Here is a 20,085-nt window from a genome sequence, read left to right on the forward strand (position 1 = left end):
CCAGAAAAGATTACTCATGATGCCCCCACCTGTTTGGGAGCGTGAATCACGCCGACAGGACGGCATCAAGAAAATTAATGGGTCCTGACCCTATGGTCACAGATGCCCAAATGCGGTGGGCAAGAGGCCATGGCATTTACCTTGCAGCGCATAGGGATCGAACACTCAGCCATGGGCTGACGCATGTAGGCAACGTCAAACATGCCTCGGCCGATCAGAAACGTGGTGCCGAAGGTCGTCCTGATTTTCGCGGTACTGCCGATAGCCCGTTTGGGCTTGAGAATTCGGGCCGCTTGCGTATTCCGCGCTGACGCTGCTGGGCCTATCCGTGTTGCAACCACCGGCGGCGGCTCAGCGCTGTGAAATCGATCGCAGGCGAATGGCTCGCCTGAACACGGCAGTCTTTTCCGAGAAGGGCCATCACGACACCTTAAACTTCTGTGCGGGCGAGTCCGAACCGGTAGACCGCGCCACCGAGGACGCCTCTGGACCTATCGCTATTCCAGACACGATGAACGCGCGGGCCCTTGGAAACGCATCGAGGACAAGATCGACGCACGCAGCGCACGGATCAACTGGATCGGCACCGGGAAGCCAGCTTGCCCAAAGCGCGGCTGGACCACGGGGCCGCTGCGCATGTTCGACACCTATATCCGCGACGCCACGCTATCCGGCCGTCAGCCGCTACCTCACCCCGTCCTGCGGATGATCCAACGCCCCATCGGCCCTGTCGCGGTCTTCGGTGCGACGAGTTTTCCGCTGGCACTCTCGATCGCGGGCGGGGACGCCGTCGCAGGCTGCCCGCGGTGCTCAGGGGTCACGGCGCCCATCCCAGCACCGCCGCGGGGTGATCGCCGCCGCAATCGCAGCCTGCGGCATGCATCCCGGCACTTCTCGATGATCCAAAAGATTACCGGCAAGTCGGACATCCCCGAGGCCATTCTGCCCGCGGACCTGTAGGCCGTGGCGATCCGCGCGGGGTCGTGCCCGCGCGGACCTGCCATCTCAGTCCTTCTTGTCGCCCGCAGCGGCGGTCGGCAGCTCGATATTGATCTCGAGGCTGGACATGTTGTCGCCGCGATCCATCCGGACCTCGACATCCTTGTCGTTGATCGGGACATGCTTGCGGATCGCCGCGACGATGTCGCGCTGCAGCATCGGCAGGTAATCGGCCTCGGCCACGCCGCTGCTGCTGCGTTCATGGGCCAGCAGGATCTGCAGGCGGTCCTTGGCTGTCTGCGCGCTCTTGGGCGGGTGCTTCCTGCGTGCAAAACCGAAGAAGCTCATGAGGCACGTCCGAACAGCCGCTGCAGCAGGCCGGGCCGACGTTCACCTTCCATGCGCATCTCGACATCCTTGCCGGTCAGGCGGGCCACCGCGTCCTCGTAGGCCTGCGACGCGGCCGAGGGTCCGTCCAGCGTCACCGGGGTGCCGACATTCGAAGCCTTCAGGATCGCCTTGCTTTCGGGCACGACGCCCAGAAGCGGCACGGCCAGGATCTCCAGCACGTCCTCGACGGTCATCATCTCGCCGGTATTGACGCGATCGGGATCGTAGCGGGTGATCAGCACCTGCGCCTTGATCGCGTCGGCGCCGTCGGTCTCGGCGCGCTTGGTCTGGCTGCTGAGAAGGCCCAGCACCCGGTCGCTGTCGCGGACCGAGGACACCTCGGGGTTGGTCACGACCACGGCCTCGTCGGCGAAATGCATCGCCATCTGGGCGCCGTGCTCGATCCCTGCGGGGCTGTCGCAGATGATATAGTCGAATTCCTGCTTCAGCTCGTTCAGGACCTTCTCGACGCCGTCCTTGGTCAGCGCGTCCTTGTCCCGCGTCTGCGAGGTGGGCAGGATCGACAGCGTCTCGACCCGCTTGTCCTTGATCAGCGCCTGCTTCAGCTTGGCATCGCCCTGGATGACGTTGATGAAGTCGAAGACGACGCGACGCTCGCAGCCCATGGTCATGTCCAGGTTGCGCAGCCCGACGTCGAAGTCGATCACGACCGTGCGGAAGCCCTGCTTGGCCAGCCCCGCCGAAATGGCCGCGGAAGATGTCGTCTTGCCGACGCCCCCCTTGCCGGAAGTCACGACGATCACCCGCCCGAGCGGCGCGGTGTCCTTGGATTCAGTCGTCACGCGATCACCTCCATCCGTAGTTTCTCATTCTCAAGGAATATGTGCGTGCAGCGCTGGCGGGCGGCCTCTTCCAGGTTCTCGTTGGTCTGGTAGAGGCCGGCGATCGCGACCAGTTCGGCATTGAGGCTCTGGCAGAAGATATGCGCACCCTCGTCGCCGTGGCATCCCGCCATCGCGCGGCCGCGCAGGTTGCCATAGACATGGATGTTGCCCGCCGCGACCAGTTCCGCCCCCGAGGCGACCGATCCGATCACCGTCAGGTCGCCCTGTTCGGCGACGATCATCTGGCCCGAACGTACGGGCGTGCGCACGACCTTGTTCAGCGGGGCCTGGGGCGCGGGGGTCGCCTGCGGTTGCGTGGGGGCCTGCGGGGTCGCGCGTGCGGGCCGGGGTTCGCGCGGCAGGGGCGCGTCGCGGCCTCCCTCGACCGGGATCAGGCCCATGCCCTGCAGCGCTGCGCGGTCCAGCGCGCCCGCATTCTCGACGCCGAAGACGCGGAACTCTCGGTTGCGCAGGTTCGCGACCAGATCGCCAAGCGCCGCGGGGTCCGCGAAGCCGGGTGCCTGCGCAAGGTCCAGCACCATCGGCGCGCCCGCGAAGAATTGCGGCGTGCGCAGCAACTGATCGTCCAGCTGCGCATAGAAGGCGTCATCCGCGACATCGGACACGATGCGCAGCGACAGCGCGGTCAGAAAGCGCCCGCGCACCTGAAATGGCATGACGGTTGCCGGCCCTTGGTCGCGCCGGGCCCGGACTGATCGATCGGACAATTCGACACTCTGCTCCTGCTTTGCGGCAGATCACGGCAGGGGCTGCCGCGCTGCTCTTCTTGCATTCCCCCTTTTCACGAACTGACGGCGGACGGAAGGCGTCCCGCGCAAAATTGCGCAGGAACCTGCCTGCAGGGCGGCTTTCGGCGGGGGTCAGCCGGCGCGCTGGAACATCCCGAACAGATCGCGCGGGTCGTCGGGGTCCGCGATCATGTCCAAGGCCGTGAAGAAGGGCGTGCCTTCGATCGCCTGCGCGACATATCGCAGGGCGCTGAAATCCTCGATGGCGAAGCCCACGCTGTCGAACAGGGTGATCTGGCGGTCATCCGCGCGCCCCGGAACATCGCCCGCGATCACCTGCCACAGCTCGGTCACGGCATGGTCGGGGTCGAGCTGCTGGATCTCGCCCTCGATGCGGGTCTGGGGCGGGTATTCCACGAAGATCCGCGAGCGCAGCAGGATGTCGCGATGCAGTTCGGTCTTGCCCGGGCAGTCGCCGCCGATGGCGTTGATATGGACGCCGCTGCCGACCATGTTGTCGGTCAGGATGGTCGCATATTGCTTGTCGGCGGTGCAGGTGGTGATGATCTGGGCCCCTTCGATCGCCTCTTGCGAGGAACGGCATTCGACCACCGTCAGCCCGCTGCCGGCAAGGTTCTTGGCGCAGCGTTCCGTGGCCGCCGGGTCGATGTCGTACAGGCGCACGCTGTCGATCCCGCAGACCGCCTTGAAGGCCAGGCACTGGAATTCGGACTGCGCACCATTGCCGATCATCGCCATGGTGCGCGCGCCCTTGGGTGCCAGATGCCGGGCGGCCATCGCACTGGTGGCGGCGGTGCGCAGCGCGGTCAGCAGGGTCATCTCGCTCAGCAGCTTGGGATAGCCGCTGTTCACGTCGGCCAGCAGGCCGAAGGCGGTCACGGTCTGCAACCCCTCGGCCATGTTCTTGGGGTGGCCGTTCACGTATTTGAAGCCGTAGGTCTCGCCGTCCGAGGTCGGCATCAGCTCGATCACTCCGACATCGGAATGGCTGGCGACGCGGGGGGTCTTGTCGAACAGCGGCCAGCGGCGGAAATCGGCCTCGATCTGGTCGGCTAGATCGGTCAGCACCTTCTCGATCCCGATATGGTGGACAAGGCGCATCATGTTCTCGACCGAGACGAAGGGAACATAGGCGAGTTTCGAGGGAAGCGGAGCCATGGGAACCTCTTATGCGGGAATGGGGGAACGGGCCGACAGATGCAGCCCGGCGATCATGCAGCGGACCGAGCCGCCCGCATGTTCGATGGTGGGAATGTCCAGCGGCAGCAGCGCGACATGGCGTTCCAGAACCGCGCGCTGCGTGGCATCCAGCGACCGCAACGCGCGCGAGGACAGCGCAAGGACCAGCCCGTCGCGGCCCTGCAATTCGATCGCGTTGCCCGCGAAATCGGCGATCTGGGCGTGGGTCAGTTCGACGATGTCGCGTTCGCCGCGGCGCAGGCGCTCGGCCACCTCGCGGCGGCGCGGGGCGTCGGGGATCGCGTCCAGCCCGATCATCGCGAAATCGGTGCCGATGCACATCAGGACATTGGTGTGATAGATCGACTTGCCCTGCGCATCGACCGCGTCGAAGACGATGGGCTCATAGTTGAAATGCGTGCAGAACCGTTCCAGCAGGATCTCGCTGGTGCGTTTCGACCGGGCGGCATAGGCCACGCGTTCCAGATGGTCGATGACCATCGCGCCGGTGCCTTCCAGGAACAGATCGTCCTGTTCCAGACCGGAATAGTCGATGATGTCCTGCACCCGGTAGCCGTGCTTCAGCATGTCCAGCACGTCCTGCCGCCGTTCGGCGCGGCGGTTCTGCGAATACATCGGATAGACCGCGACATGCCCGCCCGAATGGGTCGAGAACCAGTTGTTGGGAAAGACCGAATCCGGGGTGTCGCTGCCTTCGTCCTCGAACAGGTGGACGCGGATGCCTGCACCCGTCAGCGCGGCCGCCGCGCGTGTCACCTCGGCATGGGCCATGCGGGCGATGGTCGCGGGGTCGCTGCCGGCGCTGGTCTGGAAATGGTTGTCCTGCGCGGTGGCAGCATTGGGGGTGAAGTGATGCGGCCGGATCATGACGACCGAGGCCGGGGCCTGAAGCGAGGAACGGGGCATGGATGCCTCCTTTGGGACGTTCCTGTCAGAATAGCTGCAGTGCTTGACGGATTGCATGGCCATGGTGATAGATCTGGCAACCCAGATTGCGCATATTGCCAGCACCGGATGTAAGTTTTGCCATGCATGTCTATGATGAACTGGACCGGAACCTGATCGCGCATCCTGCGCGAGGATGGGCGCGCCCCGGTCTCCAAGCTGGCGCAGCTTCTGGGGGTGTCGCGGGCCACGGTGCAGGCGCGGATGGATCGGCTGCTGGACAGCGGCGCGGTGCTTGGCTTCACCATCCGCGCGCGCGAGGACAGCGGCCCGCAGGGCGTGCGCGCAATCATGATGATCGAGGTGTCGGGCCAGTCCACCACGCAGGTCATCCGCAGCCTGCGCGGCATCGCGGCGCTGCATCAGCTGCATTCGACCAATGGCAACTGGGACCTGGTGGCCCATCTCAGCGCCGAGAGCCTTGCCGATTTCGACCGCGTCCTGCGCGAGGTCCGCAACATCCCCGGCATCACGAACAGCGAAACCTCGATCCTGCTCAGTTCCGTCTGAGGGGGTCGGGGACGGAATGCCCCCGACCCGCGCGGATCAGCGCGCCAGAACGCGGATGCGGCTGTCCCATTCCCCGCGATCGACATAGCAGCCGTGCAGGTGCCGGAACCCGGTCGAGGGGTCGAACGCCTCGCGGCCATGCATCACGCGGCGGTTGTCGAAGACGACCATCTCGCCCGCCGACAGGCGCAGGGCGATGCCATAGGCCGGATCGCGAGTCATCCGCATGAACAGCTGATAGGCGCGATAGAAGCCCCCCATCACCGCCGGATCCAGATCGAGGATATCCGCGATATGCGCGTTGAAGCAGACCTCGGAGATCTCGCCCACATCGTCCAGCGTGATCACCGCCTTGCGCGACTGGATATCGGTATCGCGGTCGTGGAAACGGAAGGGCACCGTGACGGTCGACAGGATGCGGAACGCCTCGGGGTCGCGGTCGCGCAGGTCGCGTGCGACGGCCAGCCCGTCGCAGAAGGTGGACCCGCCGCCCTGCGCCTCGTTCGCAAGGCAGTGCAGGAACTGGTATCCGGGCGGCAGCTCCTGGTTGGTCAGGTCGGTATGCAGCGGCAGCGCGTCCGAGGTATAGGCCAGGTTGTTCGGATCGGGCTTCGACATCACCTCGAAGGTCAGGCCGAAATTCGTCTCTCGCAGGTGGCCGACGCGGCGGGCGATCACGACGCCTGCCTCGGTCGTGTCGGCCAGCCCGGTGACGATGGAGAGGCCGAAGCGCTTGGTGTCGGCCAGCCAGTCCGCCAGCCCGCGATCGGTCCCGGCGATCGCCGCCGCATCATGGCGCGGCACGCCGCCCGCGCCCAGTTCGGCCCGCCACGGATTCAGCGGAATGTCGGCGGGATCGTAGCGCGCGATGCCCGGACGGTTCGCCTTGATCCAGTCCAGATCGAAGCGGCTGGGCGCGTCGGCATCCTGCCATGTCAGCAGCAGCTCGTTGCCCGCGATCTCGGCATGGGCGGGCGCGATGTCCAGCGGCACGGCGGTCAGGTCGAATGTCCGCTCGCCCGTCTGGGGGTGAAAGCCCGACGGATCGGTGTCGCGCAGCCAGATGAAGGGAAAGCTTCCGGTGGTGCCGTCGGCCCAACGGATGTCGAGGCCCTCGGCCCCGGTGGCAAGGGTGGCGGTCATGTGTCTCTCCGGCGATGGAATGTCAGAATGGCGGTCAGGGCCGCGCGCCGGGGGGCGGCCACCATTCGTGGGCCTTTGCATGGGGATGGCCCGGACTTCTTCCAAGGACGATGCACATTGGCGGCAGGAAACCACGGGGGGCCCGCGCCTTGCAAGCGGATCGTGGCCGCCGGATGCGAAAAGGGCCGCCCCCGAAGGGACGGCCCTGCAATCGCGGCGATCGCGGTGGATCAGCCGAACAGCGCGTTGCAGATCAGCAGCATGACCAGCGCCGACATCCATGCCAGCGTGGTGGGCACCGACCACAGCAGCATCTGGTGCTTCGCGTTCTTCACGCCCAGCATGCGGTTGATCACCCAGAAATAGCTGTCGTTGAAATACCCGAACACCATCGAGCCGATGGCCGCGGCCTGCGCCGCGAACACCATGTTCACGTCCGGCATCGCCATCAGGATCGGGGCCGAGATCGACGCCCCCGTGATCATTGCGACGGTCCCCGACCCCTGGATCATCCGCACCAAAGACGAGATCAGGAACGGGATCAGGATCGCGGGGATCGGCAGGCCGGCCACGGCCTCGCCGATGACATCGCCCGCACCCGAGGCCCGCAGCACCGCGCCAAGCGCGCCGCCCGCACCGGTGACCAGCAGGATGATGCCCGCGCTTTCGACGCCCTGCTCCATATAGGCGATGGCGTCGGTCCGCGGCACGGTCGGGATCAGCGTGTAGACCGCGACCAGAAGGCCCAGGCCCACGGCGATGACCGGGTTCCCGATGAACGAGAACAGCTGCACCAGGAACGAGTTCGCAAGCTCGGCATCGCCCGAGGTCTTGACCACGAAGGTCGCCAGCGTGTTCAGGAAGATCAGCGCGATCGGCAGGATCAGCGGCAGGATCGACAGGAACAGCGACGGCAGCTCCTTCTGGCGCTCGGTCGCGGCTTCCTCGAACTGGCGATAGGCCGCGCCGATATCCTCGCCCGTGTCGTCCAGGATCATCTTCTCCAGCCGCGGGCCCATGAAGCGGCCATAGAAGACCAGGACCGCCATGCCCGGCAGCGTGAAGATCACGCCCCAGAAGATCATCAGGCCGATATCGATGCCATAGATCCCCGCCACGCCAAGCGGGCCCGGGGTGGGCGGCACGGCATGGTGGGTCAGCATCAGGCCGCCCGCAAGGCTGATGCCAAGCGTCAGGATCGACTTGCCGGTCGAACGGGCCAGCGCCTTGATCAGCGGCGTCAGGATGACGAAGGCGCTGTCGCAGAAGATCGGGATCGACACGACATAGCCCGTCAGGACCATGGCCCAGTCCTCGCGCTTCTTGCCGACCCAACGGATCAGCGAATAGGCCATCTGTTCTGCCGCGCCCGAGATTTCCAGCACGCGGCCCATCATCACGCCGAAGCCGATGACAAGGCCGATGGTCGACAGCGTGCTGCCGAAGCCCGTGGTGATCGCCGAGATCACGTCGGCGGGCAGCATGCCCCCGATCAGACCTGCAAGCGACGCTGCGATGACCAGGGCCACGACCGCGTGGACCTTCGTCTTGACGACCAGGAAGATCAGCAGGGCGATGGCAACGACCAGGCCCGCGATCAACTGGAACTCCATTCCGGGTTCCGCCATGTTATTCCTCCATTTCATGCCCCGTTTCGGGGGCATCCCTCGATTTGTTTGCCGTTGTTTCTGCCGAAGGGCCGGCCTGCCCGTGGCGGGGGCGGCCGGTCATGCATCTTCGGGAATTCGGATGGGGTCAGGCGTTTGCCGCCTGCGGCGACGTCTCGGCCATGTATTGCGACAGCACGCCGTCGAAATCGTCGTCCGCCACGAAGCCGAGCGACAGCGGACGCGCCACGTCGAAGGCGCCGGGCCAGCTGCACACGATGTCGATCACGCGGCTGTCGGATGTCAGCGACACCCGCGCGCGCGCCTCCGCGCCGCCAAGGCGTTCCAGGCTGTCCAGCATCTGCGCGGGCGTCACGGTGATCCCCGGCAGGTTCAGCACGCGGTTCAGGCCCAGCCGGTCGCCCGCGATGCCCCCCGCCAGCACCAGGTTCGCGATCGCCGCGTCCGGCGACGAGATCCACAGCCGCGTGTCCAGCGGCACGGGGCATTCGGACGGCTCGCCGGCCAGCGGTTCGCGCAGGATGCCGGATACGAAGGACGATGCCGCCGAATTGGGCTTGCCCGGACGCACCGAGATGGTCGGCAGGCGGCAGGTAATCCCGTCGACAAAGCCCTTGCGGCTGTATTCGCCGACCAGCAGTTCCCCGATGGCCTTGCCGCAGCCATAGGAGGATTGCGGCATGGTCGCCATCGTCTCGGGGACGGTGTCGGGCATCTCTCCGCCGAAGACGGCCAGCGACGAGGTGAAGACGAAGCGCGGCGCGACGGCCAGCTTGCGGCATTCCTCCAGCAGCAGGCGCGTGGCATCGACGTTGATGTTCAGGCCGGTGTCGAACTCGGCCTCGGATTGGCCCGACAGGACGGCGGCCAGGTGATAGACGACATCCGGCCCCTGCGACAGCGCGCGGGCCACGTCGGCGGCATCGTCGATGGACCCCACCACGCTGGTCACGCGCGCATCGCGGACCGGGCATTCCACGCGGTCCAGCGACACGACCGACACGACCTGGCGGTCGGGGCCGAAGCCCTGATCCAGCAGGCGCGCGATGAGGCGGCTTCCCAGGAACCCTGCGCCGCCCGTCACGACAATCTTCATTCTTCCTCTCCCTTGCAGTCGGGATCGCCATCCGTCCGCGGCCCTTCGGCCAGGATGACCTCCAATCCCATATCCCTGATTTCCCCGGCCACGCCGGGGTCGATCTGCCCGTCGGTCACGACCGCGTCGAAGACCTCCATGGGCAGGATGTTGATCGCCGCCACCACGCCGTATTTCGCGGAATCCGACACCAGCACCGAACGGCGGGCGCGCTGGATCACGGCATGCTTGACCGGGCGCTTGGCCTCGGTCGGGGAACTCAGCCCCGAGATCGTCCAGGACGAGGTCGAGATGAACGCGATGTCGTAGTTGAACTGCCCGAGCGTGCCCGACGCCATCTCGCCCACGCAGGACCGGTTGTCCCCGTCGACCAGCCCCCCCGAGTGATAGAGCGTGCAGCGCCCATTCTGCGATAGATAGGCGCAGATGACGAAATCGTTCGTCACCACGGTCAGCCCCTCGCGGTCGGCGATGGCATGCGCGATCTCCAGCGTGGTCGTGCCCGCGTCCAGATAGACGACCATCCCGTCGCGGACCATCCGCGCGGCGGCGCGACCGATGGCGCCCTTCTGGTCGGTATTGATCCCGCTTTTCGCCAGATGCGGCAGTTCGGCCTCCAGCCGCCTGCTCAGCCGCACCCCGCCCGAGACCGAGGTGACGCGGCCCAGCCGTTCGAGCGACTGGATGTCGCGGCGAACGGTCATGTGGGACACGCCCAGCCTCTCGGTCAGCTCGGCGATGCTGATCACGTCCCGCTCGACCAGGCAGGACAGGATGAAATGCTGGCGTTCGGCGGGGATCATGGGTCAGGCGGCCTTGCGCGGCAGGAAGGGCGCGGCCCAGCCAAGCCCCTCTTCGGTCCGGCCGCGGGGGTTGTATTCGCACCCCAGGAACCCGTCGAAGCCCGTGCGGTCGAACGCCTCGAAGATCGCGGCATAGTTCAGCTCGCCCGTGTCGGGTTCGTGGCGGTCCGGCACGCCCGCGATCTGGACATGACCGTATGCGCCCTTCAGCCGCTCGATCCGGCGGATGATGTCGCCGTCCATGATCTGCGTGTGATAGACGTCGAACTGCAGCAGCACGTTGCGGCGGTCCAGCCGCGCGATCAGCTCCAGCGTCGGGTCCTGATGGGCCAGGAAATAGCCCGGCACATCGCGCGAGTTCAGCGGCTCGATCAAGACCTGCAGCCCCGCAGTCGCGGCGCGGTCGGCGGCAAGGCGCATGTTGCGAATCCAGGCTGTCTCGCAGGCGCTGGCGTCGGGTTCGCCCGCCGTGATGCCCGACATCACGTGGATGCGCGGACAGCCGAGGCCGGTGGCGTATTCGATGGCCTGATCGAGCGATGCCTCGAACTGGGCCTCCTTGCCGGGACGGGCCGCGAAGCCGCGCTCTCCGCCCGCCCAATCGCCGGCGAAGGCGTTGATCAGCGTCAGCGACAGACCGTTGCGGTCCAGCCGCGACTTCACCTCGGCAATCGAATGGTCATAGGGGAACAGGAACTCGACCGCCTCGAAGCCCGCGGCACCCGCCCGGTCGAACCGGTCGAGAAAGGATGCGTCGGCGAACAGCATCGACAGGTTGGCTGCAAGTCTGGTCATCTCAGTATCCTCCGCCCAGTTCGGCGATCTCGTCCTCGGTCAGGTAGTGCAGCTTCTCGCCCTTGAGCAGGAACAGCAGCTTGGCCGTCTCCTCCAGCTCCTCGGCGTTGTTCACCGCGTCGTCGATATCCTTGCCCAGCACGACCACGCCATGAGAGGCCAGCAGGAAGGCCTGCACCTTGTGGCGGCGCGCGGCCTCGGCCAGATCCTCGCCGATCCGGGGCGAACCGGGGCGGTAATAGGGGATCACCGGCATGTAGCCGATGCGCATGACGTAATAGGGCGTGAAGGGCCGCATCGCGTTCTCGCGCGGCAGATCCTCGAGGCAGCTCAGCGCCGTCAGATAGGTCGAGTGCAGGTGCACGATCGCCCCCGCATCCGGCCGCACCTCATAGAGCTTGCGGTGGAACTCGAATTCCTTCGAGGGCTTGGGACCGGGCTTGGGCGCCCCGTCCGGTCCGATCACCGTCAGCCGGTCCGCGTCCAGCCGCCCGAGGCAGCTGCCCGTGGGCGTCACCAGGAACCCGCCCTCGTCCGAGCGGACGGACACGTTGCCCGCGCCGCCGACCGAATATCCCCGGTCGAACAGGCTGCGGCACAGCAGGACCATGCGTTCCGCCTTGGCTGCATCGTTCATGCCGACCCCCCGATCGCGGCGCGGACATTGGCGGGCTGGCAGTCGAGGAAGAAGCTCTCGGCCCCGAAATTGCCCGATTTCAGTGCCAGCGACAGCGGCCGGTCCACGGCGCGGACCCAGGGCACGCCCGGCGCGATCTGCGGACCGATGGCGAAACCGGATACGGCCAGCGCCTGCGTCACCGAACCCGAGGTCTCGCCCCCGGCGACGACGAAGCGGACGATGCCGCCCTCGGCCAGCTTGCGGGTGGCGGCGGCGAAGGCATGCTCGACCGCCTCGGACGCGGCGGCGCCGTGGCGGGCCTGCACGTCGCGCAGGATGTCGGGCGAAGCGGTGGCGGTGATCATGGGCGACGGGCGGTCGCCGTCCTGCGGTTGCGCCAGCGCCCATGCGGCCATCTCGGCGCCATATGCGTCGGGATCGGCAAGGCAGCGCTCCACGTCCACGTCGAAGACCGGCGCAAGATCGCGATAGGCCGCGACCTGCGCGTTGGTCATCACGCTGCACGACCCCGAGATGACGATCCCCGGCCCTTCCAGGGCCGCGCCCGCAGTCGCGGCCTGACGGCCCAGTTCCTCGGTCCGGCTTGCGTCGCCGGTGGCGACGGCCCGCGCGATCCCCGCGCCCAGGCCCGAACCGCCGGTGACCAGCTTCATGTCGGCCACGGCCTGCCCCAGCACGTCCAGATGCGCGTCGTTGACGGCATCCAGCACGACATAGGACATGCCCGATGCACGCAGGCGCTCGATCTCGGCGCGGACGGCATCGGCGCCCTTTTCCACGGTGGTGGTGGTCACGACGCCCGTGCGGCCTTTGGACTGCATGTCCATCAGGCGCATCAGGTTCGAATCCGTCATCGGCGTGATCGGGTGGTCCTTCATCCCCGATTCCTGCAGCAGCTGGTCACCCACGAACAGATAGCCCTTGTAGATCGAGCGTCCGTTGACCGGCAGCGCGGGGCAGATGACGGTGATGTCGGTGCCGATGGCCTCCATCAGCGCATCGGTGACCGGACCGATATTGCCCCTGGCCGTCGAATCGAAGGTCGAGCAGTATTTCTGGAAGATCTGGCGACACCCGAGCGATTGCAGCCAGGCCAGCGCGGCAAGGCTGTCGGCCACGGCCTCGTCCGCCGGGTTCGACCGCGACTTGAGCGAGACGACGACCGCGTCGCCCTCGACCGTGGTGCCCGCCGGGGGCACGCCGATCATCTGCGTGGTGGCAAGGCCGTTCGCGACCAGAAAGCCCGCGATGTCGGTCGCGCCGGTGAAATCATCCGCGATGACGCCGATCATCATGGCTCAGCCCTCCTTTTCCGGCAGCTCGATCCCCGAGAAGGTCTTGATGACGGCGCTGTCGTCCTGCCCGCCAAAGCCCATGTTCGACGCGTTCTGGAACATGGCGAATGCGGTCGAGGCCAGCGGCAGCGGGAATTTCAGGCTGCGGCCCGTCTCGGTCACGAGGCCCAGGTCCTTGACGAAGATGTCCACCGCCGAAAGCGGGGTATAGTCGCCGTCGACCACGTGCTTCATGCGGTTCTCGAACATCCAGGAATTGCCGGCGGCGTTGGTGACGACGTCGTACATGGTGTCCAGCGGAATGCCCGCACGCGCGGCCATGGCCATCGCCTCGGCCCCGGCGGCGATATGCACGCCCGCCAGCAGCTGGTGGATGACCTTGACCATCGCGCCCTGCCCGATCTCGGTCCCGATATTGTAGACCTTGCCCGCGACGGCATCGAGGACGGGACCGGCCGCGGCAAAGGCCGCCTCGCTGCCCGAGGCCATGACCGTCATCTGACCGGCCTCGGCCTTGGCGGCACCGCCGGAGACCGGCGCGTCCAGCATCAGGACGCCCATCGCGTCCAGATCGGCAGCCAGCGATTTCGCGTCGTCCGAGGATTGCGTGCAGCTGACGATGGCGACACCGCCCTTGCGGATGCGCGTCGCCGCGCCCGCGTCGCCCAGCAGGACCGCGCGTGCCTGCGCGGCGTTCACCACCAGCACCAGGATCGCGTCGAATTCGCCCGTCAGCTCCGCGACCGAGGCACCGACACCTTCGGCCCCCGCAGCCGCGAACTGGTCGCGCCGCGCATCGGACAGGTCGATCCCCGAGGTCGGAATTCCGGCGCGGACGCAGGACAGCGCGGCCCCCATCCCCATCGATCCGAGGCCGACGACACAGGCGCGATATCCCGAAGCCACATCCATGATTCATTCCCCCAGTGACTGAATTCGCAGCACCAAGATCATGAAATCGTCACATTTGCAAAACTTATTTCACAAATTATCACGCATACGATCAATCTGGATGTGAAGATCGGAGCATGAATGGCGTTGCCAAACGCCGGTCCTAGCCCGCACCGCAGACATGTCGCCATATGCATGCCTGTACAGGTCGATCTGGGCGCATGATGCGCCCGTCGCCCGCAGGCTCCGACAATGCGGCGCAGGGCATGTCCTTAGCCAAAAGGATGTTGGCGGTTACCGCGCGTACCGTCGCTGTCCACGCCGATCCCACGGTGTGGATGATCCGCTATGTCGTCGAGGATGCGGCGGTCAGGGCAGGTGCCAAATGACTTTAGGCAGATGATCGGGCCATGACGGCAAGCACGGCATCGTAGTCATGCCCGCGCGCGGCTCTAGGACAGGATACCGGCAAGGGGTACGGGCCCTGCCCCTCGCCACCCGGCAGCGAGGATAGATTGCAACAGTGCAGCCAGCCTCGGCGGCAGGAACGACCTGTGGATCGGCTACTGGCAGCTCCGAAATCGCGGCATCCGCGCGGGCCAGCAGGTGTTCTCTCGACGGGCCGGCACGCAACTTGTGCTTCGGCTCCGCCTCGCGGCCATCTCGCGAAGGCCCGACCACGCGACCAAGCGCCTGATGGGCGCCGGGTCGCGTGGCATATTCATTGTCCCTCGCAGGGATCTGCGCGAGATACCTCGATGCTAGCTGAAGAACATCCCTCCGTTGATGTCGACATTCGCGCCGGTGATGAAGCCGGAATCCCCGCAGGCCAGGAACAGGACCAGGTTCGCGACATCGTCGGGCGTGCCCTGACGGCGCACGGGCGCAGTCTGCTCCAGGTTTCGGCGGGCCTCGTCCTTGGTGAAGACGTTGTGGAAATCGGTGTCGATCATGCCGGGGCACAGGGCATTCACGCGAATATCCGGCCCGACCTCCTTGGCCAGACCGCGCGTCAGGGTCATGACCGCACCCTTGGCCGCGGCATAGGCGATGGCACCGCCGCCGCCGCCATCGCGGCCCGCCTGGCTGGCCATGTTCACGATCGCGCCCTGACCCATATGCGGCAGGCAGGCCTTGATCATCATGACGGTGCTGGTCAGGTTCAGGTCCATCACCGCGCGCCAGTGGTCCATCGACATGTCGGCCAGGCTCTTGCGGGCGATCAGGCCGCCGGAATTGTTGACCAGCACGTCGATGCCGCCGAACTCTGCCACGGTCGCGGCGACCAGCGCATCCACATCGGCCTGATCGTTCAGATCGCCCTGCCTGGCGAAGGCGCGCCCGCCCGAGGCGTGGATCGCGGCCACCGTCTCGTCCGCGCCGGCGCTGCTGCTGAAATAGTTGATCGCGACATTCGCGCCCTCGGCCGCAAGGCGCATGGCGCAGGCCCGCCCGATATCGCGTCCGCCGCCCGTGATGATCGCGGTCTTGCCCTCAAGCTTCATGTCTTTCTCCTGGATTGTCGGCGGGACGCCGATGCGCCCCGTGTGTGCAGACCGCGATCAGACGAAGTCCTCGCGGTGGGGGGTGAACATGTCGATCAGCGTGCCCGCCTGAAGACAGGTCGCGCCATGCACGATGCCCGGCTGCTTGTAGAGAGAGTCGCCCGGCCCCACGACATGGGTCCGGTCTCCGACCGTGAATTCGAACCGGCCCGACACGACATAGGTGATCTGCTCGTGCGGGTGGTGGTGCAGCGGTGCCACCGTGCCGGTGTCGAAATGCACCTCGACGCACATGAGGTTGTCGTTGAACGCGCCCACCCGTCTGCGCAGCCCCGGTGCCACCTGGACGGTTTGCCCCTCGGCTGCCGGGAAATGGTTCTTCGTCATTGCTGTCCCCCTGTCAGGTCCTGCGCCCTAGCGCGCCAGCCAGCCACCATCCACGTTGATGACGGCCCCGTTCACATAGGCAGCGGCGGGCGAACACAGGAACGCCGCCGTGCCGCCGATATCCTCGGGGTTGCCCCACCGTCCGGCGGGGATCCGGTCCAGGATCGCGCGGCTGCGGTCGGGATCGTCGCGCAGGGCCTCGGTGTTGTTCGTCGCGATATAGCCGGGGGCGATCGCGTTCACGTTGATGCCGTGAGCCGCCCATTCGTTGCACAGGATGCGCGTGATCCCCGCCACCCCGTGCTTGGACGCGGTATAGGACGGCACCCGGATGCCCCCCTGGAACGACAGCAGAGAGGCGATGTTGACCACGCTGCCGCCCTGCCCCCGCGCGATGGCTTCGCGCCCGAAGGCCTGACAGGTGAAGAACAGCGCCTTCATGTTGACGTCCATCACCTCGTCCCAGTCGGCCTCGGTGAAGTCGACGCTGTCGGCGCGGCGGATGATGCCCGCGTTGTTCACCAGAATCGTGTATCCCGCATCCGCGAAGACATCGCGCGCGGCCATCGGGTCCGACAGGTCCAGCAGCAGCTCCTGCGCCTCGCCCCCGGCGTCGCGGATGGCGTCCACCGTCTGCGCGGTGCTGCGCCGGCCCGCACAGGTCACGCGCGCGCCTTGGGCCGCCAGCGACACCGCGATTGCCCGCCCGATGCCGGTATTCGCGCCGGTCACCAGTGCGCGGCGACCGTCCAGCCGGAACGGCCCGCTCATTTCAGGTCCGCCGGTTCGACGAAGTCCATGTCGGTGAAGTCGACATTGTCGCCCGCCATGGCCCAGATGAAGGTGTATTCCCCGATCCCCGCCCCCGAATGGATCGACCAGGGCGGCGAGATCACGGCCTCTTCGTTGGCCATGAACAGGTGGCGCGTCTGCTGCGGTTCGCCCATCAGGTGCAGGACGCGGGCCTCGGGCGACATCCCCCAATAGAGATACGCCTCCATCCGGCGGTCATGCACATGGGCGGGCATGGTGTTCCAGACCGACCCTTCCTGCAGCGAGGTATAGCCGAGGATCAGCTGGCAGCTTTCCATCACCTGCGGATGGATGAACTGGTAGATCACCCGCTTGTTCGAGGTCGCGGTCTCGCCCAGCTCGACCCGCTTGCATTCGGCCAGCGTGACCAGCCGCGACGGGAAGCGCGCATGCGCCGGGGCCGAGGTGATGTAGAACCGCCCCTGCCCGCCGAAACTCACCGCCCCGCTGCCCATCCCCAGATAGAGCACGTCGCCCCGTTCCAGCGTATGGGTCGCGCCCTCGGCCTCGACCGTTCCGGTGTCGCCGATATTGACGATGCCCATCTCTCGGCGGTCGAGGAAGGACGGCGTGCGCGTCTCCTCGACCCGGTCGAGGGTCAGGGTCCCGCCATCCGGCACGGCGCCCCCCAGGACGAAGCGGTCGTAATGGGTATAGATCAGGTTGATCTGTCCCGGCGCGAACAGGCCCTGCCCCATGAAGGCCGCGCGCAGCGCGTCGGTGTCCATGCCCCTAGCGTGTTCGGGATGCACGGCGTGGCGTGTCTCGACATTCAGCATCTTCTCTCCTCGGATCCCCGCGGGCTCCTCCGCGATCCTTCTAGGGCACGCGCCGTCCGTGGCATCACGATGCCATTTCAGGGCTGCGCACCTTCGATATTCCCCCTTGGGCGCCCGTTTCCGGAACGCCGTTCCGAAATCATCGAAGCACGGATGCCCGCCCGTCGCAAGCGAAATGGAACACTGGTCCATTTTTTCCGGGCATGCCATGATGGGGGCCGCCCCAAAGGGCGCGCAGGACCGCACAAGGATTGGACAGGCACGCATGGCCCCGACTTCGCAGAAACCCGACGCAGCCAAAACCGACAGCGTGGCATCCGTCCTCAAGGTCTTTTCCGTCCTCGAGACGCTGGCCGAGGATCGGCAGGCGGGGCTTGCGACCATCGCACAGCATGCCATGACATCCAAAAGCACGACCCACCGCCTGCTGCAGACGATGGTCGATCTGGGCTATGTCACCCAGGACCCCGAGACCGAGAAATACGGCCTGACGATGAAACTGTTCACCGTCGCCGCGCGGGCGCTGAAGCGGGACACCGACCTGCTGCATGTCGCGGATCGCGGCATGGGCAAGCTGTCGCGCGCCTTCGGGGAATCGGTGAACCTAGGCGTGATCGACGATCAGGACCAGCGCGTCGTCTATGTCCACGGCTATCCCTCGACCTTCAACCTGTCGATGAAATGCACGACGGGAATGCGGAACCCGCTGCATTCGACATCTCTTGGCAAGGCGCTGCTGGCCTTTCGCGACCCCGACGAGATCGAGGAGAGGATCGCGGCGATGCGTTTCGAGGCCTCGGCCCCGAACACGATCACCGATGCCGCGACCCTGCGCGAACAGATCGAGCTGACGCGCAGCCGCGGCTATGCCGAGGAGATCGAGGAGAGCGAGGCAGGCGTCCGCTGCATGGCCGTGCCGCTGCGCGATCACCTGGGCAAGTCGATCGGCGCGATCTCGATCGCCTTCCCGCTGTTCCGCTTCGACGAGAATCGCCACCGGGAATACCTGGCCCAACTGCTAGCGGTGGGTGCCGAAGTGTCGGCGGCCCTGGGCCACGAGGCGGGGCCGCGCGCCTAGCAGGCCGGCGCCCCGCGCCATCCGAATTCACATAGATTATGTCACCGGATCGGATTATTGGGGGCAGACCGGCGCATGCATCGGCCAAAGGGGAATGCCCGGGCTCGACACGGCCCGGCGGGGGAAGGAAGGACAGCGACGGGCGATGCCCCGATCGCAAGGACGTCAGCCATCCGTGGCAGCAACCCCGACATCGGGCAGCGCGATCCCGATGCAGGCACCGGAAAAATACCAACAGAAGAGAGTGAGACATGAACGACAGATCTGATGCACCGCGCGGCCTCTGGGGGCGCTGGCGGTCCATGCTCTTGTGGAAGCAGATCTTCCTGGCGCTGGCGGCGGGCGTCGTCATCGGCGTCGTGCTGAACCAGACCGGCAACGAAGCCGCCGCCGAGGCGATCAAGCCCATCGGCACGATCTTCGTCAACGCGATCAAGATGCTGATCGTGCCGCTGATCTTCGTGTCGCTGGTCGTCGGCATGACCTCGATGCACGACATGTCCAAGATGGGGCGGATCGGGCTGAAGACGGTCGCGCTGTACCTGATGACGACCGCCGTCGCGATCACCATCGGGCTGGTGCTGGGCGCGGTGATCCAGCCGGGCGCGGGCATCGACATGTCGGCCGCCGCCGCGATGGAGGCCAAGGACGCCCCCAGCCTGATCGACACGATCGTGGGGCTGGTGCCGACGAACCCGGTCTCGGCCTCGGCCGAGGGGAACGTGCTGCAGATCATCGTCTTCGCCATCCTGTTCGGCATCGCGATCAACATGGCGGGCGAGAAGGGGCGGATCGTCCGCGACTTCTTCGACAGCCTGTCCGAGGTGATCTACAAGCTGACCAGCATCATCATCGGCTTCGCCCCCTATGGCGTCTTCGCGCTGATGGTCTGGGTCGCGGGCACCTATGGGCTGGAGCTGCTGCTACCCCTGGGCGCGGTGATCTTCGCCGTCTATCTGGGCTGCGTCATCCACGCGCTGGTCGTCTATGGCGGGATGATCCGCCTTGGCGGCGGGCTGAACCCGGTGCGCTTCTTCCAGGGCGTGCTGGAGCCGCAGATGGTGGCCTTCACTAGCACCTCCAGCTCGGGGACGTTGCCGGTCTCGATGACGGCGGTGCAGCGCAACCTCGGGGCGTCGAAGGGCGTGTCCAGCTTCGTGCTGCCGCTTGGCGCGACGATCAACATGGACGGGACCGCGCTGTACCAGGGCGTCTGCGCGCTGTTCGTGGCGCAGGCGTTCAACGTCGATCTGGCGATGGGCGATTACGTCACCATCGTCCTGACGGCGACGCTGGCCTCGATCGGCACCGCGGGCGTTCCGGGCGCGGGCCTGATCATGCTGTCGCTTGTGCTGACCTCGGTCGGGCTGCCGCTGGAGGGCGTTGCGATCATCGCGGGGATCGACCGGATCCTGGACATGGCGCGCACCGCGCTGAACGTCACGGGCGATGCCGCCGTGACCGTCCTCGTCGCCAAAAGCGAGGGCGAGCTGGACCAGGCCGCATACGACACGCCGCACGTTCTGGACAGCGCGTCGCTGAAGGAAATGCGCGGCTGATCGCGCAGACCCGCGCGGGGCGGCATCCGTCGCGCCCCGCGCAGCCCGCGACCGGTGAGGAACCGCCGAGGATC

At 66.5% G+C, this 20,085-nt stretch carries 21 protein-coding genes; 4 read left to right on the plus strand and 17 right to left on the minus strand.

Annotated elements, in window-relative coordinates; translation table 11 throughout:
- Window positions 1-636 precede the first annotated feature (636 nt).
- Window positions 637-960, plus strand: a complete 324-nt coding sequence (locus tag F804_RS16820) for a hypothetical protein (protein ID WP_022706041.1) — start codon at window positions 637-639, stop codon at window positions 958-960.
- A gap of 45 nt (window positions 961-1,005) precedes the next feature.
- Here F804_RS16820 and minE read toward each other — a convergent pair whose 3' ends face one another.
- The 5 genes from minE to ctlX form a co-directional block, all read right to left on the minus strand.
- Entirely contained in the window at window positions 1,006-1,287 is a 282-nt protein-coding gene (minE, locus tag F804_RS0101865) for a cell division topological specificity factor MinE (protein WP_022706042.1), read from the minus strand.
- Window positions 1,284-2,132, minus strand: coding sequence for a septum site-determining protein MinD (gene minD, locus F804_RS0101870; RefSeq protein ID WP_022706043.1), 849 nt, complete (start codon window positions 2,130-2,132; stop codon window positions 1,284-1,286). Before minD ends, minE begins: the two co-directional genes overlap by 4 nt.
- The gene (minC, locus tag F804_RS0101875; RefSeq protein ID WP_245540293.1) at window positions 2,129-2,839 is read right to left on the minus strand and encodes a septum site-determining protein MinC; all 711 of its coding nucleotides are present in this window, start codon (window positions 2,837-2,839) and stop codon (window positions 2,129-2,131) included. The genes minD and minC overlap by 4 nt, the downstream gene beginning before the upstream one ends.
- Before the next feature lie 216 nt (window positions 2,840-3,055).
- Complete coding sequence (locus tag F804_RS0101880) at window positions 3,056-4,102, minus strand: ornithine cyclodeaminase (RefSeq protein ID WP_022706045.1); 1,047 nt, start codon at window positions 4,100-4,102, stop codon at window positions 3,056-3,058.
- 9 nt (window positions 4,103-4,111) lie between these two features.
- Window positions 4,112-5,050: a citrulline utilization hydrolase CtlX gene (gene ctlX / locus F804_RS0101885; RefSeq protein ID WP_022706046.1), complete on the minus strand. Its 939-nt coding sequence runs from the start codon at window positions 5,048-5,050 to the stop codon at window positions 4,112-4,114.
- A 243-nt stretch (window positions 5,051-5,293) separates the two neighbouring features.
- Between ctlX and F804_RS15345 the strand changes: the two genes are divergently transcribed.
- Window positions 5,294-5,599 carry an Lrp/AsnC family transcriptional regulator gene (locus F804_RS15345; RefSeq protein WP_245540294.1) on the plus strand — a complete coding sequence of 102 codons (306 nt, stop codon included), beginning with the start codon at window positions 5,294-5,296 and terminating at the stop codon, window positions 5,597-5,599.
- A 36-nt stretch (window positions 5,600-5,635) separates the two neighbouring features.
- On the opposite strand, the gene F804_RS0101895 is transcribed toward F804_RS15345, so the two are convergent.
- The 12 genes from F804_RS0101895 to kduI all read right to left on the minus strand — a co-directional run bounded on the left by F804_RS0101895 (window position 5,636) and on the right by kduI (window position 17,374).
- Window positions 5,636-6,742: a TauD/TfdA family dioxygenase gene (locus F804_RS0101895; protein WP_022706047.1), complete on the minus strand. Its 1,107-nt coding sequence runs from the start codon at window positions 6,740-6,742 to the stop codon at window positions 5,636-5,638.
- A gap of 230 nt (window positions 6,743-6,972) precedes the next feature.
- On the minus strand, window positions 6,973-8,370 hold the full coding sequence (locus F804_RS0101900; RefSeq protein WP_022706048.1) for a GntP family permease: 1,398 nt from the start codon (window positions 8,368-8,370) through the stop codon (window positions 6,973-6,975).
- A gap of 127 nt (window positions 8,371-8,497) precedes the next feature.
- Window positions 8,498-9,466, minus strand: a complete 969-nt coding sequence (gene denD, locus F804_RS0101905; protein WP_022706049.1) for a D-erythronate dehydrogenase — start codon at window positions 9,464-9,466, stop codon at window positions 8,498-8,500.
- Window positions 9,463-10,269 (minus strand): DeoR/GlpR family DNA-binding transcription regulator, encoded by an 807-nt coding sequence (locus F804_RS0101910; protein ID WP_022706050.1) that lies wholly within the window; start codon window positions 10,267-10,269, stop codon window positions 9,463-9,465. The genes denD and F804_RS0101910 overlap by 4 nt, the downstream gene beginning before the upstream one ends.
- Window positions 10,270-10,272: 3 nt before the next feature.
- Window positions 10,273-11,064 carry a 2-oxo-tetronate isomerase gene (otnI, locus tag F804_RS0101915; protein ID WP_022706051.1) on the minus strand — a complete coding sequence of 264 codons (792 nt, stop codon included), beginning with the start codon at window positions 11,062-11,064 and terminating at the stop codon, window positions 10,273-10,275.
- Between the two features lies 1 nt (window position 11,065).
- On the minus strand, window positions 11,066-11,701 hold the full coding sequence (otnC, locus tag F804_RS0101920) for a 3-oxo-tetronate 4-phosphate decarboxylase (RefSeq protein ID WP_022706052.1): 636 nt from the start codon (window positions 11,699-11,701) through the stop codon (window positions 11,066-11,068).
- Window positions 11,698-12,999 carry a 3-oxo-tetronate kinase gene (gene otnK, locus F804_RS0101925; RefSeq protein WP_022706053.1) on the minus strand — a complete coding sequence of 434 codons (1,302 nt, stop codon included), beginning with the start codon at window positions 12,997-12,999 and terminating at the stop codon, window positions 11,698-11,700. The genes otnC and otnK overlap by 4 nt, the downstream gene beginning before the upstream one ends.
- Before the next feature lie 3 nt (window positions 13,000-13,002).
- Window positions 13,003-13,911: an L-threonate dehydrogenase gene (gene ltnD, locus F804_RS0101930; RefSeq protein ID WP_022706054.1), complete on the minus strand. Its 909-nt coding sequence runs from the start codon at window positions 13,909-13,911 to the stop codon at window positions 13,003-13,005.
- A gap of 740 nt (window positions 13,912-14,651) precedes the next feature.
- Window positions 14,652-15,395, minus strand: coding sequence for an SDR family NAD(P)-dependent oxidoreductase (locus F804_RS0101940; protein ID WP_022706056.1), 744 nt, complete (start codon window positions 15,393-15,395; stop codon window positions 14,652-14,654).
- 57 nt (window positions 15,396-15,452) lie between these two features.
- A complete protein-coding gene (locus tag F804_RS0101945) occupies window positions 15,453-15,782 on the minus strand; it encodes a cupin domain-containing protein (RefSeq protein ID WP_022706057.1) in 330 nt (109 codons plus the stop codon).
- A 27-nt stretch (window positions 15,783-15,809) separates the two neighbouring features.
- Window positions 15,810-16,553, minus strand: coding sequence for a 2-dehydro-3-deoxy-D-gluconate 5-dehydrogenase KduD (gene kduD, locus F804_RS0101950; RefSeq protein WP_022706058.1), 744 nt, complete (start codon window positions 16,551-16,553; stop codon window positions 15,810-15,812).
- Complete coding sequence (kduI, locus tag F804_RS0101955; RefSeq protein ID WP_022706059.1) at window positions 16,550-17,374, minus strand: 5-dehydro-4-deoxy-D-glucuronate isomerase; 825 nt, start codon at window positions 17,372-17,374, stop codon at window positions 16,550-16,552. Before kduI ends, kduD begins: the two co-directional genes overlap by 4 nt.
- Before the next feature lie 265 nt (window positions 17,375-17,639).
- On the opposite strand from kduI, the gene F804_RS0101960 reads away from it, so the two are divergent.
- Window positions 17,640-18,452 carry an IclR family transcriptional regulator domain-containing protein gene (locus F804_RS0101960; protein ID WP_022706060.1) on the plus strand — a complete coding sequence of 271 codons (813 nt, stop codon included), beginning with the start codon at window positions 17,640-17,642 and terminating at the stop codon, window positions 18,450-18,452.
- Between the two features lie 251 nt (window positions 18,453-18,703).
- Complete coding sequence (locus F804_RS15350; RefSeq protein ID WP_022706061.1) at window positions 18,704-20,011, plus strand: dicarboxylate/amino acid:cation symporter; 1,308 nt, start codon at window positions 18,704-18,706, stop codon at window positions 20,009-20,011.
- Window positions 20,012-20,085 lie beyond the last annotated feature (74 nt).

Source organism: Paracoccus zeaxanthinifaciens ATCC 21588 (assembly GCF_000420145.1).
Taxonomy (GTDB): Bacteria; Pseudomonadota; Alphaproteobacteria; order Rhodobacterales; family Rhodobacteraceae; genus Paracoccus; species Paracoccus zeaxanthinifaciens.